This window comes from Acinetobacter rudis (assembly GCF_000829675.1).
Taxonomy (GTDB): Bacteria; Pseudomonadota; Gammaproteobacteria; order Pseudomonadales; family Moraxellaceae; genus Acinetobacter; species Acinetobacter rudis.
Map to the genome: position 1 here is coordinate 11,911 of NZ_BBRX01000021.1, position 24,965 is coordinate 36,875.

Consider the following 24,965-nt stretch of genomic DNA (forward strand, 5'->3'; position numbering starts at 1 on the left):
GACTATAACTTCATATCTTTCTTTCTTACACCAAAATTCAATAGCTTAAATGATTTCTACTTTGCTAATAAATTATGATATGTTTACCTTAAAAATACTTCACAAACTTTACTATGTTTGCTTTAAAAACAGTCCATTTGGAAAAAAAAGTCTCAAACGAAAATCAAATTATTCTTTTATTTGATCTAGCCTCATCTTGTCCATGTTTGTACCCTATGTTGTACACTATGAAGTTTCTTAGATTTCAAAGTATCTCTACACAGAATGCAGATTTGATAGCATTAAAGTTTTGGTACGAATTTTGGTTTGAAAAGTTTGCCACTTCCTTTTGTGAATCTTTCTATTCGACGTCCTATAACTTTGAAATTATTCAATGCGAAATTGATAACTTCATTATTTATTTAGAAAACAACAAAAAAAATGAAAGTAATCTTATAAGGTTAAGAAACGCAGAGCATGTTAATTACACGACAATTGGTCATAGAGTTAGATCCTTCTTAAAGTTTTACAGCTTTTTGATTGATGAATATCTAACTATCCAATCTCAGCCACAACTCTCACTAAAGGAAATCCAAAAAATTAAAGAAAAATTAAATAAATATATGAATATAAAGAAAAAAATTATAAACAACTTTTCAAAGTCTAATAAAACAATTAAAAGTGAAATCAATTATTCGTTCAAAAGTATGAATGATGAGATGATTAAAGGATTATATTCAATTATCTCACCAAGCAATTCTAATAAATACAATACTTTAAACCCATTTAAGTCAAAAAGCGTACAACTTAGAAACTTTCTGATCATACATCTCATGCTTAATTATGGTCTTAGAATTGGTGAGCTTATGCTACTAACAACTAATTCTATTAAGAAATCAATTCAGAATCATAACTTTAGTTTAATTATTACAAATACAGATGATGAGTTCGATGATCGATCAAAAAAGCCAAAAATCAAAAATGAATATTCGTATCGAGTAATTAAACTACAGGAGCGAGACTATAGAATTCTTCAAATTTATATAAATGAAATCCGGAAAGAAATTCCTTCACAAATTTTATTTACATCCCTAAAGCCTCCCTACTCTGCTTTAAGTTATGGCAGCGTTAAAAAGATATTTGATCAAGTAGATTCGTCATTAAAAGCATTGCTACCTGAGTGTTTTGATATTTCAGCTTATGATTCAATAGAACGTTTAACTCCACACGTATGTAGACATTCTTGGGCTTATATGATGTTAAGTTTTTCTTTTGAGAAGTATAAGAAAGAAAATGCTATTTACTTTGATCTCCGACAAAGTGTAAATGATGCTTTGCTAAAAGCACAGGATGATCTAAGAGCTTTAGGTGGTTGGTCACCTACAAGTTCAATGCCCACGTATTATGGCAAACGTTTTATTGTAGAACGTGCTAATTTTATGAACTTAATCAGGACAATAGATTCCAGCATAAATTATGATTGATAATAATATACCCAAATTAAGTATGGATTTTGAAGAAAATGATAATAGTCATAGTGATTTTCTTATTTTCCATGATGCTGATCTTAGACTCATAGAGTCTTTGTATACACCAGCAATTATTAAATTTCATAGAGCAGATAAGTTTGATAGTAAATTTATTCAAACATCTAATGAAGTTTGGACTTTTACTTACTCAGGAGAACGAATTCAGCTGAATTTTTCTAAATTATTGTCGCCCGAAATAAAATTAGTGAAATATTTTCTAGCAAGCTATATTCAAACTAATACACCATCCTCACTTGATGTTATATTCTATGCTTATATATATGCGATTAAATTTTTAAAGAGAAATCATTTAAAACTCAACTTCCATAATTTAAAATCTATATTAATCAATCTAGCAAAACTTGATAATCACACATATTACTATAATTTAAAATTTTTAGCTAAATTATTATTTTTAGAAAGTTTTTCTGATTTTAATATTGATCAGGAATACGAACTGGAGTTCCTTGAACGCCCTAAGTCTTTCAATTCAAAATTATATTATCAACAGTATGAAGATCCGATTGATTATCCTATTATCACAATGATTCAACAGGGCTTTTCAAAATTAAACCACGATATAGTGAGCTCAAATAAAGACGTTGACAATCAAACTCTACTCTATTCTTCTATACTCGGATTGATTTATATAACTGGTCTTAGGCCTGTGCAATTAGCTAAACTATCTGCCGAAGATATAAAAATAGATACCACACGTGCGATAGATCAATTCCATCGTTATAGCATACTAATTCCCTATGCAAAACAAGCACGCTACATACATGAAAAAATAGCTATAAAGCTACCAGAAGAAGTTGCTGAAATTATCATTGCTTATATCAAAAGATTTAAATTAAATCCTAAAGATAAACTATTTGACATGGGAGCATATTCAGCACGTTTTTGTTTAAAAGCGATTAATACCCAATTATTTGATTTTGCTCCTAAGACCTATAGAGAAGCTGTTCTTGCAGGCGAAATGATAAAGCAAAAATATTCTTTTTCTGATTTTAGACATCATGTTGGTTATAGCCTGGCAATGTCAGGTTCTTCAGCTGAAGAGATTGCTTATATCTTGGGTCATTCTTCTGTTGTGACAGCTAGACATTATATTTTTTCTACTCCTGAACTTGCTCAAATTAGAGCACAGGCACTTGGTAAAAATTCTCTATACAGACAAATGATCGCCATGCTCCTGACTGGAAGGCTAGTTTATAAGCAAGATTGGCATCAGAAAAAAGTGTTGGGCAATATTGGTTGCAAAATTTATTACGATATTGGTGGCTGCTCTTATAAGGACAAATGTTTATTTCAACCTGTTCGTAACTGTTATGGTTGCATGTACTTTCATCCTTTTATTGAGGCTAACCATAATCAGGTTTTAGAAAGTATACAAAGTGAAATCAATGATCTTATTAAGCTATCAGATGGAATTGGAGTATCTAGAAATCCATTGATTCGTGTGCATGAGTCAACAAAATTCGAAATTGAATCTGTAATAGCTCGTTGTGCATTACAGAAGGATGATATTCATGAACATTGAAAAATATAATGCTTTTATTAATGAGCAAAAAGATTACTTTCATCAGAATTTACAGCCTAATTTTAAATGGAATTGGAGCGATTCATCTTGGTCTGGTGGTACAATTGGATCAGGATGGTTGTTGTCTAGAAGTGGTAAAATACATTTCACTTTTGGCACGATTAAAAAATTGAAAGGTATCGAAAACAATATCATTGAACCCATTTTCCAAGAGTTTATTAAATCTGTACTTATTCTTAGTTATCGTAAATCTAACTCCAAAGCATCACCCCAAAAACTATATGCAGAATTTTTAATCCTGAAGCGTTGGTATAGTGCTCTATATGCTGAAAAAATAGAGAGCATACATCCCTGCCATTTATCTACATTAATATTAAATAAGTCTTTTGAAATTTTGGCAGAAAATTCGAGTAAAACGAATCTTCCTGATCATGCTGGTACATACCTTAGATTACAGGAGATGTTAAATCATTACGCTTTTACTGAACAACCTTTAGAGTTTTCTCAAAAATACTTATATATAAACCGCCAGAATAGAACCCCAAATGCCAAGAAAACAAAAGCTTTGATTGATCAATTGGAACTAGATGAAAATGATCTTGATAAAGAAAAGCTGATTTCAATTCGTACATTTATAAATATTGTTTCGCTTATCAGTTTGTGTGAAACGAATGGTGAAAAGATTGTTCTAAATCTTTTGTTATTGCTTATTGTCACTGGTTTACGTTCAACAGAAGCAATCCTTTTAAAAACAGATGCATTAATCAAACAACCTATTCTTGATCCAGTAACAAAGGAGCATTTAACTTTAGATGGCAAAAAGCAATACACTTTGGGAATTCAATATCATGGTGCGAAAGGAGCTGGCTTTAGAATTCACTGGGTTGAGCCATTATCTGCAAATTTAGTTGAGACAATATTTCAGTCGGTATTGGGTCTTAGGGAAGAATATAGAGAGCATCTTTATTATATCAGGTCAAAAAACTGTTCAGATTTTTTGCCAAAAACAATTGATGAAATTGGTGAAGATTATGTGGAAGTAGATGATTTGATTGGAAATGTTTTTGGAGTTAAAGATACTTATAGAGGTAGAGCTGGACAGCGTGACGTTGTTATTAAAACTCTTAAAAATATACCTGTTTTCAAGGAGACTAAATCTGGTCAAGGGATTGAAAGATATTATTTAAAACATGATATAAATTTCTTCATTAAAGGGTTAGCTAATTACGGCTCTGAATACCCTATAGATCATGTTTTTAATTATGAAGGAAAAATGGAAAAAATCGCTTATGAAGATTTACTTTTTATTCATGAATTTAGATCTGCAACCTTACAAAGAGCTTTCATCAATAAAACAAACATCATTCCTCTTAATGGGATATTAATAAATAGTTTTTTTGGAAATTCCTTAAGTAAGTCTGTTTTTGAAAAATATAATTTACTTGAGAATGAAACAGAACATTCTAAGCTTACAAGTCATATTCCACGGCACAACATCAATACTTTTCTCGCTCTCAGTGGTTTAGCTGAACACCTTCAAGCAATGCTAATGGGGCGTGTAGACATTAAGCAAAATCAATATTATCAACACTTGGCATTAAAACAACGTAAAGTCACAGCTAGTTTGCTAGAAAAACATGAATTGGTACTTTATGAAAATGATAAACAAGAACTCAAGCCGGACTATCCAATTGATTCTATTAAAATTGATGGATTAATGTACTTTTCAGACCAATTGGATTTAGAAAATAATTTAAAGATGAATTTACAGACATTCGATTCCAAAAATGAAGTAGCTAGTTATGTAAAGGAATCTTTCTTTGATGAATATTTTCAAGATATCGCAGAGTCATTTAACGAGTTGGTTAACGAAGATCAATCATTAGCCAACTCATTAGTTCAACGCCATGCTTGTTTACACCCCTTGCCTTTTGGTGGATGCATGCGTGAAGTCGCTGTACATGATTGCCCTAAACGTCTTGCATGCCAATCTGGTGATCAATGTGGAAACTTTGCTTTAACTGGCCGTAAAGGTGAATTAGAAGCCTTACAACATACTTTGAATGAATTACTAGATAAGTTTGCACAAATAGAGCAAATCGTAGCTCATGATTTATCATATAGAGAAATGCTTGAGGATTTACGTCAAAAAATACTTTATTTAAGTAATTTAAAGACAAAAGCACTTGATAGACAAAATAGTTTAATTCCCATTCCCGTTTTTCCTTATGGAGATGCGATTACTAAGTTACCAACTACATTGAGTGAACTGTTCGCCATCGAACAACAAAAAATTGAGTCTAAGGAAGCCTGATATGTTACGTGGTAAGCAATTAGATGAAGTCATTGAACAAGAATTACAAATGATGTTGGTTGAAGGTTTTGAAAAATCTCCTATTTCGCATAAAGCTCTTCATAGTCGTCTAACAGCTAAGGGCTATATATCAGGTGGGTTAAGTACTTTGAGTTCTGTTGAGCGGAAGAAGCTTATATCGCTGTATGTATCTGAGCAAATTTCTCCACTGCATCTGAAAACTAAAGAGCAGCAACTTTATGTGAATAGAAAGACAAGACAGGCTCTTACGGATACTAATAAAAATCTACGCACACAAATTGATGATTTAGAGTCACAGCTTAATCAGAATACAGAAACACTTATAAATATCATTGAGGAAGTAAAGCTTAGAAGTAACTTGAAAGTGGATCATCTATTAGCTCCTCATCTTCTCAAAAAATATTTATCACAGGAGTAATATTTTTGGATCAACATTAAACCTTTGTGTGATTTGGTAAAATTTTCCAACAGCAGCATTGACCTCTCCCTCTTCAAATCGCTCTAAATAGCTTCGATCAATTGTTGTTAGTAATGCCGATTCCTGGCGATTGATTGATTCCTAATTTTAGAGCTAATCAAAGGAGTTAGTTCATAATACCTAACCGTAAATTGGCTTGGGCAACAGGTCAGAAGTTCATTGAATACCTTGATGAACCACCTTGAGATTTCAATTCCTTGCATCGCATCAAGTGATAAACTCGATTAATACCAAGACTCACCAGTATCGAGTAAATCACAGAAAATATTGCGGTAATCAGAGTACTTCTTGAAACTAGTAGTCTTTTGCTTCTCGTTTTTCACGACGCTTTTTTAGGCGTGCAACGACTTGGTCGTGTGGCATCGCTGACCGTTGGTCAGCACATGCTTTTTCTATCTTAGCCCTAAACCATGCATTGTATGCTGCTTCGTGTTCGGAACTATCAAATTCAGACACAATAGGGTCAAAAATGATATTCATGTGCTTATCTCATTTACCAGGTAGACATACTTTAACAGGCTTTTAAGAAGACACCCGTCAATTGCATAAATTTCATTATGAGACATTAACAACAATAATTTTCCGCCTCTCCTCCGCATTATACCAATATCTGCCTATCAGTAAAATTAGTTACATTCAAAAGAAAGGCTTAAGAAATTGCAAAAATTCTGTCCTAAGTTAGATCTGTAGATGAGTTTGGGGATATGGTTGTTTAGGGTAAAATTATAGATGAAGGGCTATTCAAAAATACGGGTGCGATCATGTTAACTTACACAAGTTTGTTACAAAAAGAGTTTAATCAAGAGGAACTTACTCTTATGAAAAGACTTGATTTGAGCAATATTCCTATTACTATGCCTGAAAATCTTGCTCAAATTCTGATTTGGACATCTAAACTTGCACAATATCATCATGCATTATTCATTCAATCGAGCCAAAAATTAGAGCTTATTACGGAAAATGACAAAAATAAAAAACAAGAACTCAACGATTTAATTAAATTATACAGAAAAACTGGATTTGTAGAAAATCAGACCAAGGATTTCTATTTAAACAAACTGTTAAATCAAGGTGAAGTTGTTGTTCAAGGTTACATCCAACATCCTTCCAAAAAACAGACAAAATATGCAATCATTCCCTATCATGGCTATGATTTTATAACACTTGCCACCCCTAACATTGTTGCAAAATTTCCACTACATTACATTGAAATTAAAAAAGAAAGTATACCTCAAGCATTGACAGATATACATTTGGATGAAGAAGAACTTTTATCTACAGTGAAAGATTTTGTGAAATCATTTAGAAAACTATATAAAGAATGCGTGAGTAAGAATGAGTTAATCAAGGAGCATAATACTATTGTACATAAAATTTATGTCAAAATTAAGAATGGAGAGGTTAAACTGATTAAGCAAGATATTCCGATTGCTGTTCCCAAAGTTATGAAAACAGCAACCACTCAACCAATTAATAAAAAGTCGTTTAAAGTGATTAAAAAGCGTAAATTCCCCTTACTTAAAGATAAATAAAGTTTACTTTCATTCAATTAATTAGAAGGATTTTAAAATAGCTACCTAATTCAAAAGTAGATAACTTTCTAATCAGCTTTGAACTTCCAAGAAATAAAGGCTAGATTAATAACCCTATTAACAAATAAAATATTATTGTTTCTTAAGATTAAAAAGCTCTTCTTCTAGTTCAAGAACTGACTGATTAAATCTCATTCTTTTATTTTCACAAGTATTTTGTCTTTCAATAATAGCATCAGATGTAAAAAATGCCTCTTGAATTTGCATTTTATGTTTATCACTTAGCTCTATCATATCATCCATACCAAAAGCATAAAATGGATAAATATCAGAGTCTTCCTTATTATAAACCAACCCACTAAGTTTATAAAAATCAATTAATTTAACAAACTCGTTATCAAAGCTACATAATGCAGGAAAGAAATAATCCGCATTTTCACTAAGAGAAAATGTAGATGCTTTCTCTAAATATCTAAAATGAAAAATATCCCATGCCATAGCTTTCATCTTTCTAACCAATTCATCAGAATTCTTTTGAATTTTTCCAAAGAAATTAGATTTATTTGAAAAAATAGCATATGCAAGATTTGCATCACGGACAGACATCAAACCTAGATACTTTTGATTCATCTCAAAGTACGTGTAAATCTTTGTATAAATTGATTTTTTACTATATTTCCATCTAATAATAGCAATTATTAAAATAATTAAATATTGCTCATGAAACATTCTTTCATACTCAGCATTAAACTGTTCATTAGTTAACCTAAATATTTCTTGAGACATTTGCTGTTGAGCTATTTGTTGAATCTCAAATTCAGTTTTATTAAATTTTAGTTTATTCTCATTCTTAAATGCCTCAACATCCAAATTTCTAAACATCTCATAAGCAAGCTTAACATTGTAGATTTCATCTAAATTACCACCAGATTTTAAGTTATATGTGTTCTCCGTCAAGTGAGGGATAGGATCAACATTTACATCTGGCTCTATAATAAACCTAAAAAGTTCATCCAGATCTCCTGGCAATCTATTATTATTTCTATCAAAAAAATATGAATATAAATAACTTACAGCTTGTGTATCCAAAGATATAGAATAGTCAATTGGAATCTCCTCCTTCTTCCCAGATAATAAGGAATCAACAGTTTTTCCACTTAAAACGAATACATTATTATATTTATATAAACCTCTTATGGCACCTGTCTTTGAAAAATTTTTATCTACTGCAAGACCAGGAATAGCAGCTGAAGATTTGTCAAAACTTAAGATAAAAACATAGTCTTTTAATATACCCTCAAATATTTTGTATAATTCTGCTGCTTCTTTTATTGATGAGGAAAGAGCAATTTTAGCTATAAGTTCTTTTAAGCCTAAATTCATATTAAATTATCTCTAAAAAGATTTTAATAATAAAGCGCATGCTTAATAAAACAAGGCATGGACGACACAAACTGTCGCAAAACATCAATCCAATTCAATAAGTAGTATTGACGATAACGTATAGCAAAATTAAAGCTTCTGCTGAAAATCCAGAATTACGTACTCCTATAGGCATTGAAGAAAAAATCCCTACTTACGCCCAATTTACCATTTTGGCCAGTTATGCATATAGCGGCTCAAAGCTGAAATCATTAAGGAAATCATGTCAAAAACGTGGTAAAGCCATCTTGTCATCGACAGATGGGGCACAACAAGCCATTGCTTATCATATCATTAGCCTTGGCTTACAAGGCATATTCTGCGTCTTTAGAAAAATTTCATATTTTTTTAAAGCTTTGACTTGTATTACTTTGTAGAGAACTCCATAAATACAAAAAGACTACAGGAATATACAAAATATGGCGAATCCACAGAAACACTATGCTAAGTTCCACACAAATATTAGATTAGGACGTTATGATGAAGAAAGTACCTTACGTGAAAAACGTGACCTTTTGATTAGCGCCTTAAAAGATGAACTCAAGAAAGATCCTAATGGCCCTCAATTTGTAGAATACTTTAATCAAGGTAGTTATGCCTTGGGTACAGGGATTAAGCCGAGGAATGGAGATTATGATATTGATGTTGGGGTTTTATTAGATTGTGACAAAGAAGAATATGGTTCAGTAGAAATTAAAAAAATTGTTAGAGATGCTTTAACTCATAGAAATCGAACTGTAACAATTAAACGACCTTGTGTAACTGTCACTTATCTCAAAAATGGTATACCTGATTATCATGTAGATTTGCCCATTTACACTGAAGATGACAAAGGCAATATGTATCTAGCGCGAGGTAAGGAATTCTCATCAGAAGACCTTAAGACTTGGGATATTTCAAATCCTAATGAACTTACCAATACAATTTTGGGCAAATTTGAAGATGATTCAGATTTACGTCTTCAATTTCGACGATGTACTCGTTACTTGAAACAATGGCGAAATGAGAAAGGTCTAGATTACTTCAAGAGTATTGCCATTACTTCAGCTGTATATGAACATATAACAGATGAAGATTATGACAATGATAATAAGGTATTACTTTCTATAGTAAATAAATTACTAAATGAATTCATTCACTTTAGTATTGATCCAGAAACTAGTGAACCTTACTTCAGACTCGTAATTAATTTACCTGCACATGAAGGAGTAGACTTGCTCGAAAAATTGACTAAAAATCAAATGGAGTACTTAAAATCAAAAATTGAAGATTTAAAGTCCTCTTTAGAAGCAGTAAATGAGGAACTCGACACATTAGAAGCTTGCAAAATTTTAAATAAAACTTTTGGTACTGAATTTCCTATTCCTGAAATACATGAAGTGTCGGAGCCTGTGACACAAACTTATTACACTCAGGAAGGCAAATCTGCATAGGAAAATTCAATGTTTTACGACACCCAAAAGCTAGAAGTTATAAAAAGTTTATTAAGTGAACTTGGGGCTCAGAATATCCATGTTACAAAAAATTCTAATAATTGGGTTAGTTTAAACTTTGATTTCTTCATTGATGTTCAACAAGTTTGTCTCGGTTTAACTTTCGAAAATAGAGCAAATTGGACGACACCTCCAATTTTTACCGTATTGACACGACCAATGCCCGCTTTAGACCATGTAAGTCAAAGTGGGCAAATTTGTACTACTGATCATCAAGGTGAAAATTTTGAAGGCAATAAACATAAAGAACTTATTTCTTTATTTTTTGAAAAAGCTATACATATACTAAAACAATCTTTTGATAATCTTCAGCTAAACAACAGAACAAGCCTGTATAACGAGTTAGAAGGATATTTAGGTAACATTCAAAATATAACCCAAGATGTAATATTACATTGTGATCCTCTTCTGACATCACAGTTATTTGGTTGGTTAAAAAAATCACCAAAAGGAAATCATCAAGTATTAGAGCAAATTGATGTTGATAATAATGCTTATACAAACCGTTCACAACTGACAAAGGTAAAAGTACATAAGGTATTATTAGATGATGCTTATATTTTTCCTATTCCAAACATAGGAGATCAATTTACCGAATATGATTTTCTAAAAATTATTAATAGCCTTCTCGATAAAAACAGACAATCTTTGTTAAAACAAGGTAACCATTATGTCTTATTAGGTATTCCCAATGGGCACGGATTTGCTTATCTGGTCCTTTCTTATGCCATTTGGTATTCCTTTAAAGAAAAAGTTTCATTTAACGGTTTTAAAGCATCTTTAACTCAACGAGCTTGGGTCGATTATTTATTAAATAGAACTGGGCAAGAGAAAAAAGCCAGACATGTAGCTATTATCGGATGTGGAGCATTAGGTTCAAAGATTGCAGAAATATTAGCTCAAACGGGTATAAATCAATTTTCTCTAATCGATCCAGAATTTTTAAAAACAGATAATATTTATCGTCATTCTTTAGGTTTGCAGTATGTTAATACCTATAAATCGATTTCTTTAGCTAAGAAACTTTTAGCAGAAAGACCAGGATTGATCATTTCACCATTCATAGATTATGGTGAGCAATGGACAAAATCAAAAATTCCTGAAGATGTAGATACTATCATCTTAGCAGTCGGTCATACTCCTACTGAGATTTCTATCATAAAAACTATTCATGAGTTAGATATGACTATTCAAATAATTACAGGCTGGCTAGAACCTTATGATTTAGGTGGACACTTCATCTCCTTTAATAATAAAAATTTAGGCTGTTTAAACTGCCTATATTTTGATGAAAATTTAAATAAAAGTCTGACACCTAAATACAAATTTATAGAATCTGGACAGCTAATTGCTAAAAATATTACAGGATGTGCTGGAGCATTTACCCCCTTCTCTTCTTTGAATTGTATGAAGCTAGCGAGCTATATTTCTGACTATGCCTTAAATCAACAACTAGGTTTTGTTTCTCTTTCTGGCAACCATCAGAATGCAAACAAAAATGGAGTAATGACAACTCCCTTTTATGCTGTAGTAAGTTCCTCAAATGGCATCAATATATTGAGTATAAAAGAAATTTACAAAGAAGTATGTCCATGTTGCAATACATAACCCAAGGGAGACTAAAATGTGAAGCTCCTACAGAACAAGTTTTTGTTTTTCAAACAACTGTTTTAAATGCTTTAAAGCAATTTATACAATCAGAATCAGATTCTCGAGAATCTGGGGGCATTCTAATTGGAAGAACTGACATTGAAACTAAGGCTAAAATAATTGAAAGCTTAACCTCCCCTATGGAAGGAGATCGCCAAACACGTACATCTTTCTTTAGGTCAAAATCCCATCAAAAAGCTTTGATAAAAGCTTGGAACGATTCTGAAAAAATTTATAATTTTTTAGGCTTATGGCATACACATCCTGAGGATATACCCACCCCCTCACCAACTGATTTGAAAGACATAAATACTGTACTAAATGGTATTACTAATCTTCATCATCCAATTTTATATTTAATAATTGGTAGAGTAAAAACTGGAATTTGGATTAGCAATAAAAATACTGATATTAATTTTTTAGGTCATATTGAGTTAAAGTAAAAATGCAACTAGATCAATCCTTAAGTACACAGACTTCTTTACCTGCAATAGATGATTTATCAAATGCAGAAAAATATGTAGAAGAAATTTTAAAGCACATTCCTATAGATTCACTAGGTATATTGATCGATGAGAAATGTAAAAATATAATTTTTGTCTTATTGCAAGATAAAATCCCTAAGAGTTTTTTCCGTATACTTCTCAATCAAGATAATACTTTAACTTTTATCCGATCATTAATTGCCAAGAATCGTTCCATTTACACTCGCTTTCTTCAAGGTTCCATATTTGATATTGATGTCCTTCTTAATTTTGAAAAGTTAGAAGAAATATGGAATTTAGCTTCTTCTCAAGAGGATGAAATTAAAGATGAAAATTTTATTCCAAAAAAAAAATCAGAAGCTGTCAACAAATTAGAATACTTTATCAACAGAATTTTTGATTTTGAGCTACTTACTGGTAGAGGTGATGATTTACTTGAAAAACATAAAAATCAAGTTTATCGCTCCAGTCATGGCCGATGTATGTTTAGAGGTTGTGGCCTTAAGTTAGACATCGATGAAATAACAGGAGTAATGGGTACTTATGGAGTACTAGCTCATAATGTTGCAGCATCAGAAAATTCAACTCGAGGCATTCCCTTCTTCTCATATCAACTATCAGATGATCCAACGAATATTTTATTATTATGTGAAAAACATCATAGACTCATTGATAAAGTCGCCGGTGCAGAGTATACAGCCCCATATTTGTCTCAAATGAGGCAAAATTTTATAGCTGAATGTGAGGACCTATTAGATTCTCTCAGCTTTAGTCCAATGCCGGTCTATCTATTTTTCTGGCCTGTAAACCAAAATATCCCCAATTCGCCATCCAGACTTGATGTAGCTAACTGTCTTCGCCCTTTAAAAGCAATCCTTCATAAAGACAAAGATTTAATTCATGAACCATCATTAGTACAATTAAGAGCTGTTCCTGATGACTTTTATAAGTATCACTTCTTAGAAGATTTCGAATGTCAAATCTATCAATTACTTAGACAAGCAAAATCACATGATAAGAAAATAGCAATTTTTGGCTTTGGCCCTATGCCTTGCCTAATCGCTTTGGGAAGTAAGTTAGGCAATAAGGGGAAATTTATCCCTATGCTAATGTATAGAGATGGGAGCTGTTGGATGTGGCCAAATCCTTTATGCAATGAAAAAGCCTATGATATAAAGGGCTTCGAAACGATTGAAAATTGCGCCGAAGTAACTATAAAATTAAATCTAACTGCTGAACCAGAGTCTTCTAAGAGTAAAGCTAAAGAATTGGGGCATCCGATTATCAATATTACCGCTAAACCTGACTATATGGGGAATGGGGCAATAAGAAACCCTGAACGAGGCCTCAGCTTCATGCAAGACATTCATGCTTTATTACATAGGCTAAAAGATCGGGGTATTTCTAAGATTCATGTCTTACCATGTGCATCGAATGCTGCTTGCATATGGTTTGGGCAAGCATTTGATCTACATCACCCCGAAATGGTTATTTATGATTTTTCTCAAAACACAATGATCCCAAGACTTCAGATTCACAATAATGGCAATAAGAATGAAGTTTCTATAATCTAAATGGACTGCCACCACTCTCCTAGACACGAGACAGCCTCATTTTGAAGCTGCCTCAAAGGCTTCTGGGCTCATCCCATCGAGATGCGAATGACGCCTGATTCGATTGTAAAACATCTCGATGTAATCAAACACATCTGCACGAGCCATTTCTCGTGTTTTATAGATCCTCTTTTTAATTCTTTCCTTCTTTAAGCTGCTAAAAAAGGATTCAGCAACAGCATTATCCCATGAGCAGTATACTGCGCAAGGCCTCTACGGCTCATGCTGGGTATTAAGTTATGCTTCTGACAAAATTTCTGCCAGTCTCCACTGCTGCCTTGATCTGAATGTATGATCACAGACTCATTTGGCCTGCGTCGCCATACTGCCATAAGAAGAGCATCCAAAACGATATCCTTCGCAAGAGTAGGTTTCATTGACCAACCAATTACTTTTCTCGAATATAAATCAAGAACTACAGCCAAATACAACCAACCTTGCCAGGTACGGATGTAGGTAATATCAGTCACCCAAGAGGTATCAGGCGTGTTTACAACAAACTCTCGATTTAAGTGATTTGGTGGAACAATTTGAGGACGACTACAGCCATAACTCTTATGCTTTTTATATCCTCGAACAGCGGCAATGCTATTGTTCTTCATGATCTTCAGCACACGATTAGGCCCGCAGTTTTCACCCAACTCTTTAAGATCCAGAGTAATGCGACGATACCCATAGATACCATAACTGGCTTCATAAGAAGAACGTATAAGTTGTAATAACCGTTTGTCTTCAATGGTTCTGCTTGATTCGGGTTCATGTAACCAAGCGTAATAGCCTGCACGAGCAATCTTAAGAACCCGACACACGTTTTAATCTTAAACTGATGGCTGTGTTCAAGGATAAACTGATACTTCACTCTGGCAGGCTTGCAAAGTACCTTGCGGCCTTTTTTAGGATATCCCGTTCCTCTTCAGTTTGTTTAAGCTGACTTTTAAGGCGCAGGATTTCTTTCTTTGCCTCAAGTAGTTCATGTTCATCAAGGTTATTGCGTAAAGGCTGTACGCCCTTTAGCCATTTATAAATGCTGTGCTGTGAGACGCCTAAGCGTTCTGCGACATCAGTGACAGAATATCCACGTTCAGTAATCAATTTAACAGCTTCATCTTTAAATTCTGGGGTATAGCGTTGTCCACTCATAATGTTCTCTCCTATGCAAAAAGAATAGACGATATTTGTCTAGGAGAGTGGTGGCAGTCCAAAATCTAACTAAATGGTGTCTCCACAATCGGTGGCTATTCAAGCTTTAAAATAAGGACGTCTCTTATCTAGAATGCTGGAAACAGTCCGATCTCTATCCTGTCCAAACCGCTGACACACTTTAGATCGTAAGGACACAGAATTTGAACATGCTCAAAAAATTAAAATGGCATCTTTTAGATGCCATTTTCTGTAGGTTTTATATTGAAGTAACTAATTGATGATAAATTCGATTCTCATCAAGTGTAGAATTATAAGCTCTAGAAAAACTGCGTAATTTTAATCCACCTGGTGTCATGTAGAATTTTCTAATATGATTCCAAATCAAATCAATTCTATCTTTATCTCTAGTAAAAAATCCAATAGGCATTGTCAATCCTTGGAAACCTAAATTAGGGTCCAAGTTAACATGATATTGGCAATAGGCGAAACCATTTTCACCAGGAATCACAAAGACTTCAGATTCATCAAGCTCTCTAATAGAGTTAATAAAATATCCATTACCTAAACGATTATAGAACTTTTCTTTAATCTGATAATTTTGAGTTTTATCCACTTCAGGAAATAATGTTACAAGCTCACTATTATGCCCTCTTAAATTTTCATTTACATTTTCGATGAACTCTCTAAGATTTACACTCGCTCCATATAAATCTACACAAGATGGCTTCCAAATACCTATAGGTAACTCACCAACATCTTTTATTGATCTAAAATAGCTTTTTAATTTTGAATCTATATCAAGATAAATTGGACCGATCAAACCTTGAGTTTCAGGATTACCATAACCTGTTTTATGATTTGCTCTATCCTTAAGATATTCAACTAAATCAAAATAATTCTCTTCAAAATTATAATATTTGAAAATGACTTTATCATCAAAAATATCACAATAATGTTGAAAGCTTAACTTAGGGCCCGTACTTCTTTGGATGTTATCAATAAAATTTACAACTTGCGATAGTAAACCACTTGAGCTAATAAGTTTAGAACCTACCTCACTATGACTAATTAATTTAGGTTCAATATAAAAGTTTTTAAATTCATCAAATTTGATACGTAAATTAATACCAATAATTAACTCAGAAACTCTCAAGCTAGAGATATTTCTAACACGATATAAACTGCTCCGAGGATTTTTAATATGTTGGTTATTGATGCAATCCTTGAATCTAGTAAACTGGTTACTAAAAATATTGGTTACATCTATTTCATTATCGCTAAAATTATTTGTAATTCTAGGTAACCCTTTTATTGGAATGAATTCAGACCTCGGTTGAACATGATTCGTCAATAAATCTATAACTACTTTCTCAGTAAAGGAAAGCGTTTCAACCATTTCTAATGATTGAGAATCATTAATCCATTCTTTTAATCTTAATGTGGATGTTAGTTTTCCTTCATCATCAAACTTAACCCAACCCGTATTAATAATTTGGTCAATTAAGATTTCTCTCTCTGAATCATTTAATCCAAAAAATATTTGAATTTTTCTAGGAGAAATGACATCGACCTCATTAATTATCTTAATACAACTTTCTAATAATGCTGGTATAGGTGTTTTTTTAGTTATATCAAAATCAGCGTTGTAAGTTCTAGCAGGGATTAAGAACGAAATACTTTGTATATCTCTTTCAATATTGAAATTTTCCATTTATGCCACCTGCTCAATATTAAAATTAAGATCTTTAATCTTCAAAATTTGATAATCAGGATCATTCTTTATGTCTTTATTTTCAATATATTTAAAACATCTATAAACAGGTGTGTCTGAATGTTTTATATCCGACCAAATATTTGAGTTTCCGATTATAATGAGCCTTTCTTTAGCACGTGATAATGCTACATTTATTCGGTAATCTTTATTCATAAAACCAATTGCCTTTTTGTCACTACTCCGCACAAGGTTTAATACTAATAAACGACTTTCTTGACCTTGATATGCATCGATTGTATCTATACGAATCAAATGTTTGTAACTATTAAACCAAGTTGTGTTCTGAAGAGCGATTTCTAGTAATTCTTTTTGCTTTCGATAGCCTGTGATTATTCCAATAGGTGGAACTTTACCATCTTTCGTATACCAAGAAAGTAAGTTTTCTAAGGTATTATTTAATATAAAATCATCAATAATTTTTACAGTTAAATTGACTTCAGTTAAATTGTACTTACCTTTAATCCTATGATCATGTTGACTCTCAGCGCTATTGCTTCCAAAAGTATCAATCCATGTAACGGTTTTATTCCAAGGTACAGATAAACTATTTAGCCAAGAGGATGCTACTCCACGTCCAGTTTCCAATTTTTTATTATAAAATACTTCTGAAACCATATTACCAATAGGTGGAGCCATACGATACTGCTTATTGAGCATTATTCCTTCTACATTTTCATATAAGCGTTCGAAATCAGTTTTCCTAACTTCTTTTTCTGTAGTTGTTAATTTTTGAGCAACAGATGTGATTAGTGGATCCATATATAATGGTGGTAATTGATTGTGATCACCAACTAGTATTATTCTTAGTCCAGACTGCATAGCTAAGCTTAACTCACTTGCGCTAGCACGAGCGGCCTCATCTATGATGACTAGATCATATGATGCATCACTTATATTGTAACTACCTTTACCAATACCAACTAGAGTACCTACAACCAGCTGACGACTTTTCGATAAAAAACCAGAAAAGTTATCAGCATCTGCTAATAATCTAGTGTACCATTCGTTAGAAATATTTAACAAATTAACCAATTTAACTATAGATTGAGGATTATTAATAGAGTATCTAAGAGCAAATAAATTACATATGTTCAATAATATGCTTTCATCATCAAAAATCTCTTCATCAACAATATCAAACTTCGCAATATAATTACTAATTATTTTCGAAAGATCGTTAATTTCATCATTTTTTTGATTAATCAAACTCTCTATTTTGGGTTTTCTTCCATCATTTAGAATTATCTCCTTAAGTTTACATATATCTTTTCTTAACGCATCATATCTTAAAATTATAGTGCCTAAATTAATAAATAATTTTGAGATATCATTAATATAATCTTTTGGTAAACCTATTTCACTAGCTAATAACGTTAATCTGTTAGAGAATTCCCTGAAAAATTTTGTTCTAAACTGATTTTGAATGTAATTAACATGAATATCATGTAATGATTCAGGAACTTGTTTTAGATCACCTAATCTAACCATGCTCACTTCATCTACAGCTAAGTGTGAGCTATTTTCTTTAATCTTACGGACGACTTCTCTATATCTAATTACAACCTCATTAACAGCAGCATGGCTTTGAGAAACAAGTAATACATTTTTTATTTGTGATGTTCTAAAAACATAGTCTATTAGGTTTGCTAATAAAGTTGTTTTCCCTGTACCTGGCGGTCCCATTACAACATTAATAGGATCATTGAGTACTTTTATAAAAGCAGACTTTTTACTATCATCTAAATCATATATTTTAAATAATTCATCACTAGGCATTTCAATTGACGAAGGTTGATAGTCATCATTAAAATTTTTGTGTTCAAAATATTCTATAAGATTAGGAATTACAGATTCCTGATCCAATACACGTTGCAGGGATTTATTTCTACGATTCCAACTAATTGCTGAACGCTGTTCAGATAATTTTAAAATCGTATTTTCGCGTATATTATTTATTCCTTTAGGATTTTCTATAACAATATACCCATCTCCTGAATCACTAAGCACGAGATCACCATAGTATTTTGGCGATTCTAACTCTAACCCTACAAGTGCCACAGTATCATCACTAGAAATTTGGAAATCTAAAATATTTTCTTCAATATCTATAGTAACACGTCCATTATCACCAATTTTAGGTTTAGCGGTTACAGTAATTGTCGGAAGCATATCTTTTTCAGCTTCTAATAATGATTGCCAAAGGTCTTTAATATTAAATTCAGTATTTTTAGAGGTCGGTTCTAAAATTACTTCTGATTCTATTTTAGTTGCAAGGAGTTTAGATATAGGAGAAAGACTCTCTAAGAAAGATATAAATTCATTATTATCTTCACTGTTTAACTCACTAGACACAAGTTCTATTTCTGCTTCTATTACACAGCTTTTTATATCCTTTAAATTTGTTGCCTGCTGAGAATCCCTAAGCCATTCCTCAGGCAAGATACTTTTAATAGATGCATCCTTAAGGATAATTTTATCTCTAATATTACCAAATAATGATATTTTTTTATTCTTACCAGTTATATAAATTCTTAATTCATCAGAATCACTTTTTTTGCTAACAGATAAGTAATATTCACCTTGATCATTAAGAAAATTATCATCAACCAAATACTCACCATTTCTATTTTTTAAATTTAAATAAAATTTTGGTAGGGTTTTTTTAGGTATTAATATATTATTTAAGAAATATTTTAAATTATCTAAGTTTGATGGTGATTCATCAAAATTAGTACCGAGATCATTTTTCATGATATCTCTAAATGGTAGCTTATACTCTTCTAAAATTTCTTCTACTATTAAATAAACAGCGTAATTGTCTATTTCGAAATTATTTAAAAACTTTTTAGGCATGTAAACATTATTGTGCATAACATTGCCACATAAATTAATATCTAAAAAATCTATAAACTTAATATCTTCCTTATCATCAATCACAATATTATCTGGCTTTAAGTCACCATGCCATAAACCTATATCATGCATTAAATTTATTGCATTAATAAGTTTTAAACAGATTTTAATTTTATTATCTTTATTTTTATCTTCTATATATTTATCTAATGTACTTCCCTCTATAAATGAGAAAACAATGTGTAGTCCCATTTGTCCAAATCCAAAATCCTCAATCTTAGGTACAGGTAGTACATTTTTCTTGCATAATTCGACTCTTTTAATAAACTCTAAAAACCGTCTATTAGCCCCTTTGTACTTCTCATTTTGCTCTACTCTGATAGCTGACCAAATTTTAACTATATACTTCTTATAATTTATTAAAGTTGTGTATACTATCTTTTGATTTTGGAAATCATTTTGAACTGATTCAGGAGGAATTGGTTGCCATTCTGAGAAAGGTAACTTTAATGAATTAAATTGGTTTAAAGAATTTATAACATCTGTTGAATCTTCTTTCTCCAAATCAGTTTCTTTTACTGTTATATTGTTAAAAAATTCTAAAATTTCAGTGGCATTAGTAAATCTTTCACTAGTTTCAATATCTAAGCACTTTTTAAAGAAACCGTATAAAATATCACTTGAATTTAAATCAGAATAAAAGACATTCTCTTCATTTTTTGGTGGAAACTTTTTAAATAAGACTTTGTAAACTGCAACACCAATCTGGAAAACATCGATCTTATATGAATCTTCTATACTAAGAGCATGTAAATCACCATAAACATCTTCAGGTAAAGCTATATCATTAGATGTCAATAACTGTCTTAAATTTGACACACTAGTGTTAGTTAACTCTTCAGGAAATTTTGCAACAGAAAATGATGAAAATAAAACACATTTATTTGATTTATCCCACCACATCTTATATATCGATATATCTCTATGGCAAATATTTAGTTCATGGAGCTTGGATAATGGTGCTAAGATCGCTCTTACTAAATCATGAATATCATTTTCATCTTTTAAAGTTAAGCTATAACTATCCAATTTAACAAAACTGTTTGATAAGTTATATACTTCGATCACTTCTTCTGTTACTTCATCTTCTGATATTGCATTGATTGCTTCTAGTAAATAGTCTTTTTTAAAATTTCTATCTGTTTTATCTAAGTATTTTATTAATCTGGACTCTCGTAAAGCAATATTGGCTCTTTGCTCAGTTGTTTGTGCAAATAGCCCTAAAGATGAGAAGTCCCAATGCCTTGCTAAAGCACGATCAGAAATATCATCTTTATGATACCCTTGTATCTCTCTATATAAGTTTTTTGGATGTTTAAATATTATATCCTTTAGATGATTAAATTTATAACCTGAAGCCTCTAATTGACGATCTTGAATGATATGTTTTGCACCCTTTAACCATTTTTCAAAAATTTCAATCTGCTCTGGCTCATTAGGTCTTTTGTTCCTTTTTAAAAAATTTTCATATTCTGGACGAATAGGAAAAGTTTCTTCATATGCTTTTTGTTCTTTAATTTTTAGAAATTCTTCTAAAGTGAATACAACCCCCTCTTCACTTTGCGCTAAATTTACTATCTTTGCAGTTCCAGCCAATACTATTACATACTCAACCACATAAAATTGACCCCATTTATGCTCAAGTTCTTGCTTAAATAAATTTCTTAATCTTTCTGCGTGTTCTCGTTTAATATGGGTTGGTGCTGTGTGTCTTCTTGATGTATTACCTATATTTTGAATCCAAACTTTTCCATCAGAAATAATTTCTCCAGACCATTCTTTAATCTCGACCAATATTATTCTTGAATGACTAATAATCAAAAGATCAATTTCCATACTCCCTTGCTTATCACGCACTAAGAATGAACCATAGCCCTTCCAAGAATTTCTTAATTCACCTAAAGCTTTTATTGCTCTTTCTTCTGATTTTTTCATTCCATTAGGAGAAAGAAATTCGATTTCCATTGACACCCTCAAATAAATTTAAATTATTGTAAAAAAACAAGGATTATACAAAGTTTTGTGTTTATTTACTAGAGCTATTGACCTTTGATAATCCCCCTCAAGATAATTGAACTCAAAAGTAGAAAACTTATATTTTTATGTCTTAGGCCAAAAGCCATACAAAAATCGTAGCTATTAAAATCCTAGCTTCAACATTTTAATTAGTGTTGGATTTCTACCAATTTCCTAAACAAATTTAGTTTATGCTTAAAACCTATTTAGTAGAAAATATGTATTTATAGACAGGTTCATGAACCAAATGTTTTATAACTTACAATTTTAATGCTTTAAGCTATTAAATTTATTGCTTATTAGTCATAAATTTAATTGTAAAATAGATTCGAGGTGGACATAAGTTAAATAAATAACACCTATCATTTTGTTCATTAATATTGATATAGGATAAATTTTATCCTATATCGTGTCAAGTTTAATCAAGATATAGTGCTGAAAATCTTACCAACCTCCCCAACTACCGCATTCTGGACATTTTATATTAAACATTTCTATTGCACGCGCAGAATGATACGACCAGTAAAGTCCGTTTTTAATGATTCGACTTTGATGATTTCGACTCGAACAATGATTGTATACTTGCATCTGTTCGCATTCCGAGCATGTCATCCATACAGATTGTTGAGTTTTACTTCTCTTAACATTGTCCTTGTCATACCAGAACGTATTCTTCTCAATCTTCACTAAATTATTAGATCCACAACGAATGCACATTGGTACCGCTAAGGTTTTATCACTACCATAACGATACATATCACTATCTAATTTATATTGAAGAAACATGCCCAGTAAACGCTGAAGCTCATCACTATATAACCTATCATCTATTGGGTTTAAATATATCGCACCCCTTTCGTGTGCGTAGTACTCACCATTACCCTGGTAGTCCACTTCACCCAAATAACTATACTTGCCCCAATCTTGAGCTGTAACACGCTTATCAATTACGTTATTGCAAGGATGTATCAAAAAGACTGGATTTTGGCCGTCTTCACTGTAATTTTTATCTTCATACAGCTCATTAATTTTAGCTATTAAACCACCATCTCTCCCAAATGTAGCCTTATCATAAAATTTTGAATCCATAATAAATTTTTTGTGATGAACTCGACTATTGTTCAGATCGTCTTCTTCAAACCAGGTAAGATCCAAAGTAAAATCTGGCTTCTTCTTGTTGGGTAGCCTCTTTTCGTACCATAAGGTTATGTTTCTCTTACCATTTTCATTAACCAAATTAATGGAAATATCACTACTATTACTTTTAATGGCATTAATAACACTATATTTCCAATCATCTTGCGGAACAAACCGGAATACATTTTTAAGCACCATAATAATTTGAATTAATGACCATCTCTCATAGAGCAATGGCATATTAACCAATCCAATTTCCTCAATCTTCTCAAGGCTAATTAAAAGGTTTTCATCCTGCAAATTCATAGCTTTTAGAAGGTTTTTATAATTATTATGAATAGCTTGATAATTAGGGTTTTGTACAAATGTCATTGAGTTTGGGAAAATCGAAGACGGCTTCACACCCGTATCTTTGAGTTGATTAATTATAGTTTTCAGCACTCTTAGCTTTGGCTCTGATTTCTCATACACCTGTATTGAAAGCATCTGATGATACTCGTAATAAGCTATACGGTTTCTTAAAGCGCTCTTTTCTTTTTCTTGCTCTCTAAGCTCTTTATCGGTTAGTTTTCGAATCCAATTTCTTTCGCTAAGCTCTATACCAATATCTATTTCTTTTTCATAAAGAGTTACCGCATATTCCATTTTTTTAGAATTAATAAAAGTAACTGAATGAATATCATCAAAGTGAAGATTTACAAATTTTTCATGTCTATTGGTATGATATTCACAATCAAATTCAAGCTCCATGCCCGTTTCAATAACTTTTAATAAGCCTTCAAACTCACCACCCAATGCCAAAACATAATATCGATCAACAGGCTTCTTATATCTATCATTGCTCCAGATTTGAAAAAAGAACCCATCACCTCTATGGGTCGCACCCTCAATTTTGATTCTTAATTTTTCAGATAAAGGTTCATCACTAAGCGGGATTTTATAATGAGCAACTAGAGTATCAATGTGACTTTGCCAGTATTCTTTTTTGCCTCGTTGACCGATTCTTCTCAAATCAGCAACCACTAAATCCCGATCAACTTTTGAATGGTCTTTCAAAGCATCGTGCTGGGCTCGCAATTTATCGGCTTGAAGCTTAAATCGCTCCATCTTATTGCCTGCAAGTATCACAATCTGCTTAATAATTCGATAGCAACGTTCTAATGCAAATAATACATATCTATTTTCAGGAACGTTGTATGACGACTCTGTAGCGCGACTTGTTAAGTACTTCTGGTTAGCTTTCGTTGAAATCTCCATGAAAGTACGATTAACAGGCCTCACCTCTTTTCTAGGCTTCAAAGATTGAATTTCGCGAAGCTCAACTTTTGGATTTATTAATACCTTATGAGCGTGAGCAACCAAGCTCTCAATACACTTAATCGCTTCCTCACCAACACCTTCAATTTGACCGCCTTTGGCTTTACCCTGAACAACACTTGATTCATCTAAAATAAGCTCCCAAAGATCATTTTTGAAAACTTTCAAATACCGCTCAAGTTGCTCATGCGTAAAATCCGAGCCATTAATCAAAACTTTACATATTTTTCCTTGAAGCACTAAACGAACCATTCCAGCTATATTTGGCGCAATACTTGACCAATGGTTAAGATCTTCAACCCAATGTTCTTTTAAAAACCACCACTCCAAGCCCGTTTCAGGATCCTTAATCGAAGATAAATATTTCTTCTCACCGTTTGGTAATTCCACATAGGGTTTATCTGAGGTTTGATTTAAAAACCTAACCGCCAACACCCCCCGTTTTACCCCTTCAACTTTGGGATAAATCGTAGTTTCAACCTGATGAATACCAAGACGCTCATTATATTCAACACTAAGCGGTACCAGAGATTCCGTCACTTTTGTGAGAATGTCCTGGTTATACCACTTGAGCTCTAAATATTTAATTTCGAAATATAGATCCAT

The 24,965-nt window shown here is 32.1% G+C and carries 15 protein-coding genes and 1 pseudogene; 10 read left to right on the forward strand and 6 right to left on the reverse strand.

Annotated features, from left to right (window positions below; translation table 11 throughout):
* Positions 1–113: 113 nt before the first annotated feature.
* The 4 genes from Aru01_RS05075 to Aru01_RS05090 are packed head-to-tail and all read left to right on the forward strand — an operon-like array spanning position 114 to position 5,804.
* The gene (locus Aru01_RS05075; protein ID WP_016656273.1) at positions 114–1,463 is read left to right on the forward strand and encodes a site-specific integrase; all 1,350 of its coding nucleotides are present in this window, start codon (positions 114–116) and stop codon (positions 1,461–1,463) included.
* Complete coding sequence (locus Aru01_RS05080; protein ID WP_016656272.1) at positions 1,456–3,051, forward strand: site-specific integrase; 1,596 nt, start codon at positions 1,456–1,458, stop codon at positions 3,049–3,051. Before Aru01_RS05075 ends, Aru01_RS05080 begins: the two co-directional genes overlap by 8 nt.
* Positions 3,041–5,365 carry a hypothetical protein gene (locus Aru01_RS05085; RefSeq protein WP_016656271.1) on the forward strand — a complete coding sequence of 775 codons (2,325 nt, stop codon included), beginning with the start codon at positions 3,041–3,043 and terminating at the stop codon, positions 5,363–5,365. The genes Aru01_RS05080 and Aru01_RS05085 overlap by 11 nt, the downstream gene beginning before the upstream one ends.
* A 1-nt stretch (position 5,366) precedes the next feature.
* Entirely contained in the window at positions 5,367–5,804 is a 438-nt protein-coding gene (locus tag Aru01_RS05090) for a hypothetical protein (RefSeq protein ID WP_016656270.1), read from the forward strand.
* 354 nt (positions 5,805–6,158) lie between these two features.
* Here Aru01_RS05090 and relB read toward each other — a convergent pair whose 3' ends face one another.
* Positions 6,159–6,344 carry a type II toxin-antitoxin system RelB family antitoxin gene (gene relB / locus Aru01_RS05095; protein ID WP_016656269.1) on the reverse strand — a complete coding sequence of 62 codons (186 nt, stop codon included), beginning with the start codon at positions 6,342–6,344 and terminating at the stop codon, positions 6,159–6,161.
* 281 nt (positions 6,345–6,625) lie between these two features.
* Here relB and Aru01_RS05100 point away from each other — a divergent pair, with 281 nt between their 5' ends.
* Positions 6,626–7,396, forward strand: a complete 771-nt coding sequence (locus Aru01_RS05100; RefSeq protein WP_040331208.1) for a hypothetical protein — start codon at positions 6,626–6,628, stop codon at positions 7,394–7,396.
* 132 nt (positions 7,397–7,528) lie between these two features.
* On the opposite strand, the gene Aru01_RS05105 is transcribed toward Aru01_RS05100, so the two are convergent.
* On the reverse strand, positions 7,529–8,779 hold the full coding sequence (locus Aru01_RS05105; protein WP_016656267.1) for a hypothetical protein: 1,251 nt from the start codon (positions 8,777–8,779) through the stop codon (positions 7,529–7,531).
* Between the two features lie 107 nt (positions 8,780–8,886).
* On the opposite strand from Aru01_RS05105, the gene Aru01_RS05110 reads away from it, so the two are divergent.
* Genes Aru01_RS05110 through Aru01_RS05130 form a run of 5 tightly spaced genes read left to right on the forward strand, consistent with a single transcriptional unit; the run spans position 8,887 to position 14,020 of the window.
* On the forward strand, positions 8,887–9,195 hold the full coding sequence (locus Aru01_RS05110) for a hypothetical protein (protein ID WP_040331207.1): 309 nt from the start codon (positions 8,887–8,889) through the stop codon (positions 9,193–9,195).
* A gap of 42 nt (positions 9,196–9,237) precedes the next feature.
* The gene (locus tag Aru01_RS05115; protein ID WP_016656266.1) at positions 9,238–10,251 is read left to right on the forward strand and encodes a nucleotidyltransferase domain-containing protein; all 1,014 of its coding nucleotides are present in this window, start codon (positions 9,238–9,240) and stop codon (positions 10,249–10,251) included.
* Positions 10,252–10,260: 9 nt separating this feature from the next.
* Positions 10,261–11,919 carry a ThiF family adenylyltransferase gene (locus tag Aru01_RS05120; protein ID WP_016656265.1) on the forward strand — a complete coding sequence of 553 codons (1,659 nt, stop codon included), beginning with the start codon at positions 10,261–10,263 and terminating at the stop codon, positions 11,917–11,919.
* A complete protein-coding gene (locus Aru01_RS05125) occupies positions 11,904–12,404 on the forward strand; it encodes a Mov34/MPN/PAD-1 family protein (RefSeq protein ID WP_016656264.1) in 501 nt (166 codons plus the stop codon). Before Aru01_RS05120 ends, Aru01_RS05125 begins: the two co-directional genes overlap by 16 nt.
* Before the next feature lie 2 nt (positions 12,405–12,406).
* The gene (locus Aru01_RS05130; protein ID WP_016656263.1) at positions 12,407–14,020 is read left to right on the forward strand and encodes an SAVED domain-containing protein; all 1,614 of its coding nucleotides are present in this window, start codon (positions 12,407–12,409) and stop codon (positions 14,018–14,020) included.
* A gap of 36 nt (positions 14,021–14,056) precedes the next feature.
* Here Aru01_RS05130 and Aru01_RS05135 read toward each other — a convergent pair.
* The 4 genes and pseudogenes from Aru01_RS05135 to Aru01_RS05155 form a co-directional block, all read right to left on the reverse strand.
* Positions 14,057–15,199, reverse strand: a pseudogene (locus Aru01_RS05135) (IS3 family transposase).
* A gap of 259 nt (positions 15,200–15,458) precedes the next feature.
* A complete protein-coding gene (locus tag Aru01_RS05145) occupies positions 15,459–16,913 on the reverse strand; it encodes a hypothetical protein (RefSeq protein WP_016656260.1) in 1,455 nt (484 codons plus the stop codon).
* Positions 16,914–21,854 (reverse strand): AAA domain-containing protein, encoded by a 4,941-nt coding sequence (locus Aru01_RS05150; protein ID WP_016656259.1) that lies wholly within the window; start codon positions 21,852–21,854, stop codon positions 16,914–16,916.
* A gap of 495 nt (positions 21,855–22,349) precedes the next feature.
* Positions 22,350–24,965 carry a DUF2357 domain-containing protein gene (locus Aru01_RS05155; protein WP_228128739.1) on the reverse strand — a complete coding sequence of 872 codons (2,616 nt, stop codon included), beginning with the start codon at positions 24,963–24,965 and terminating at the stop codon, positions 22,350–22,352.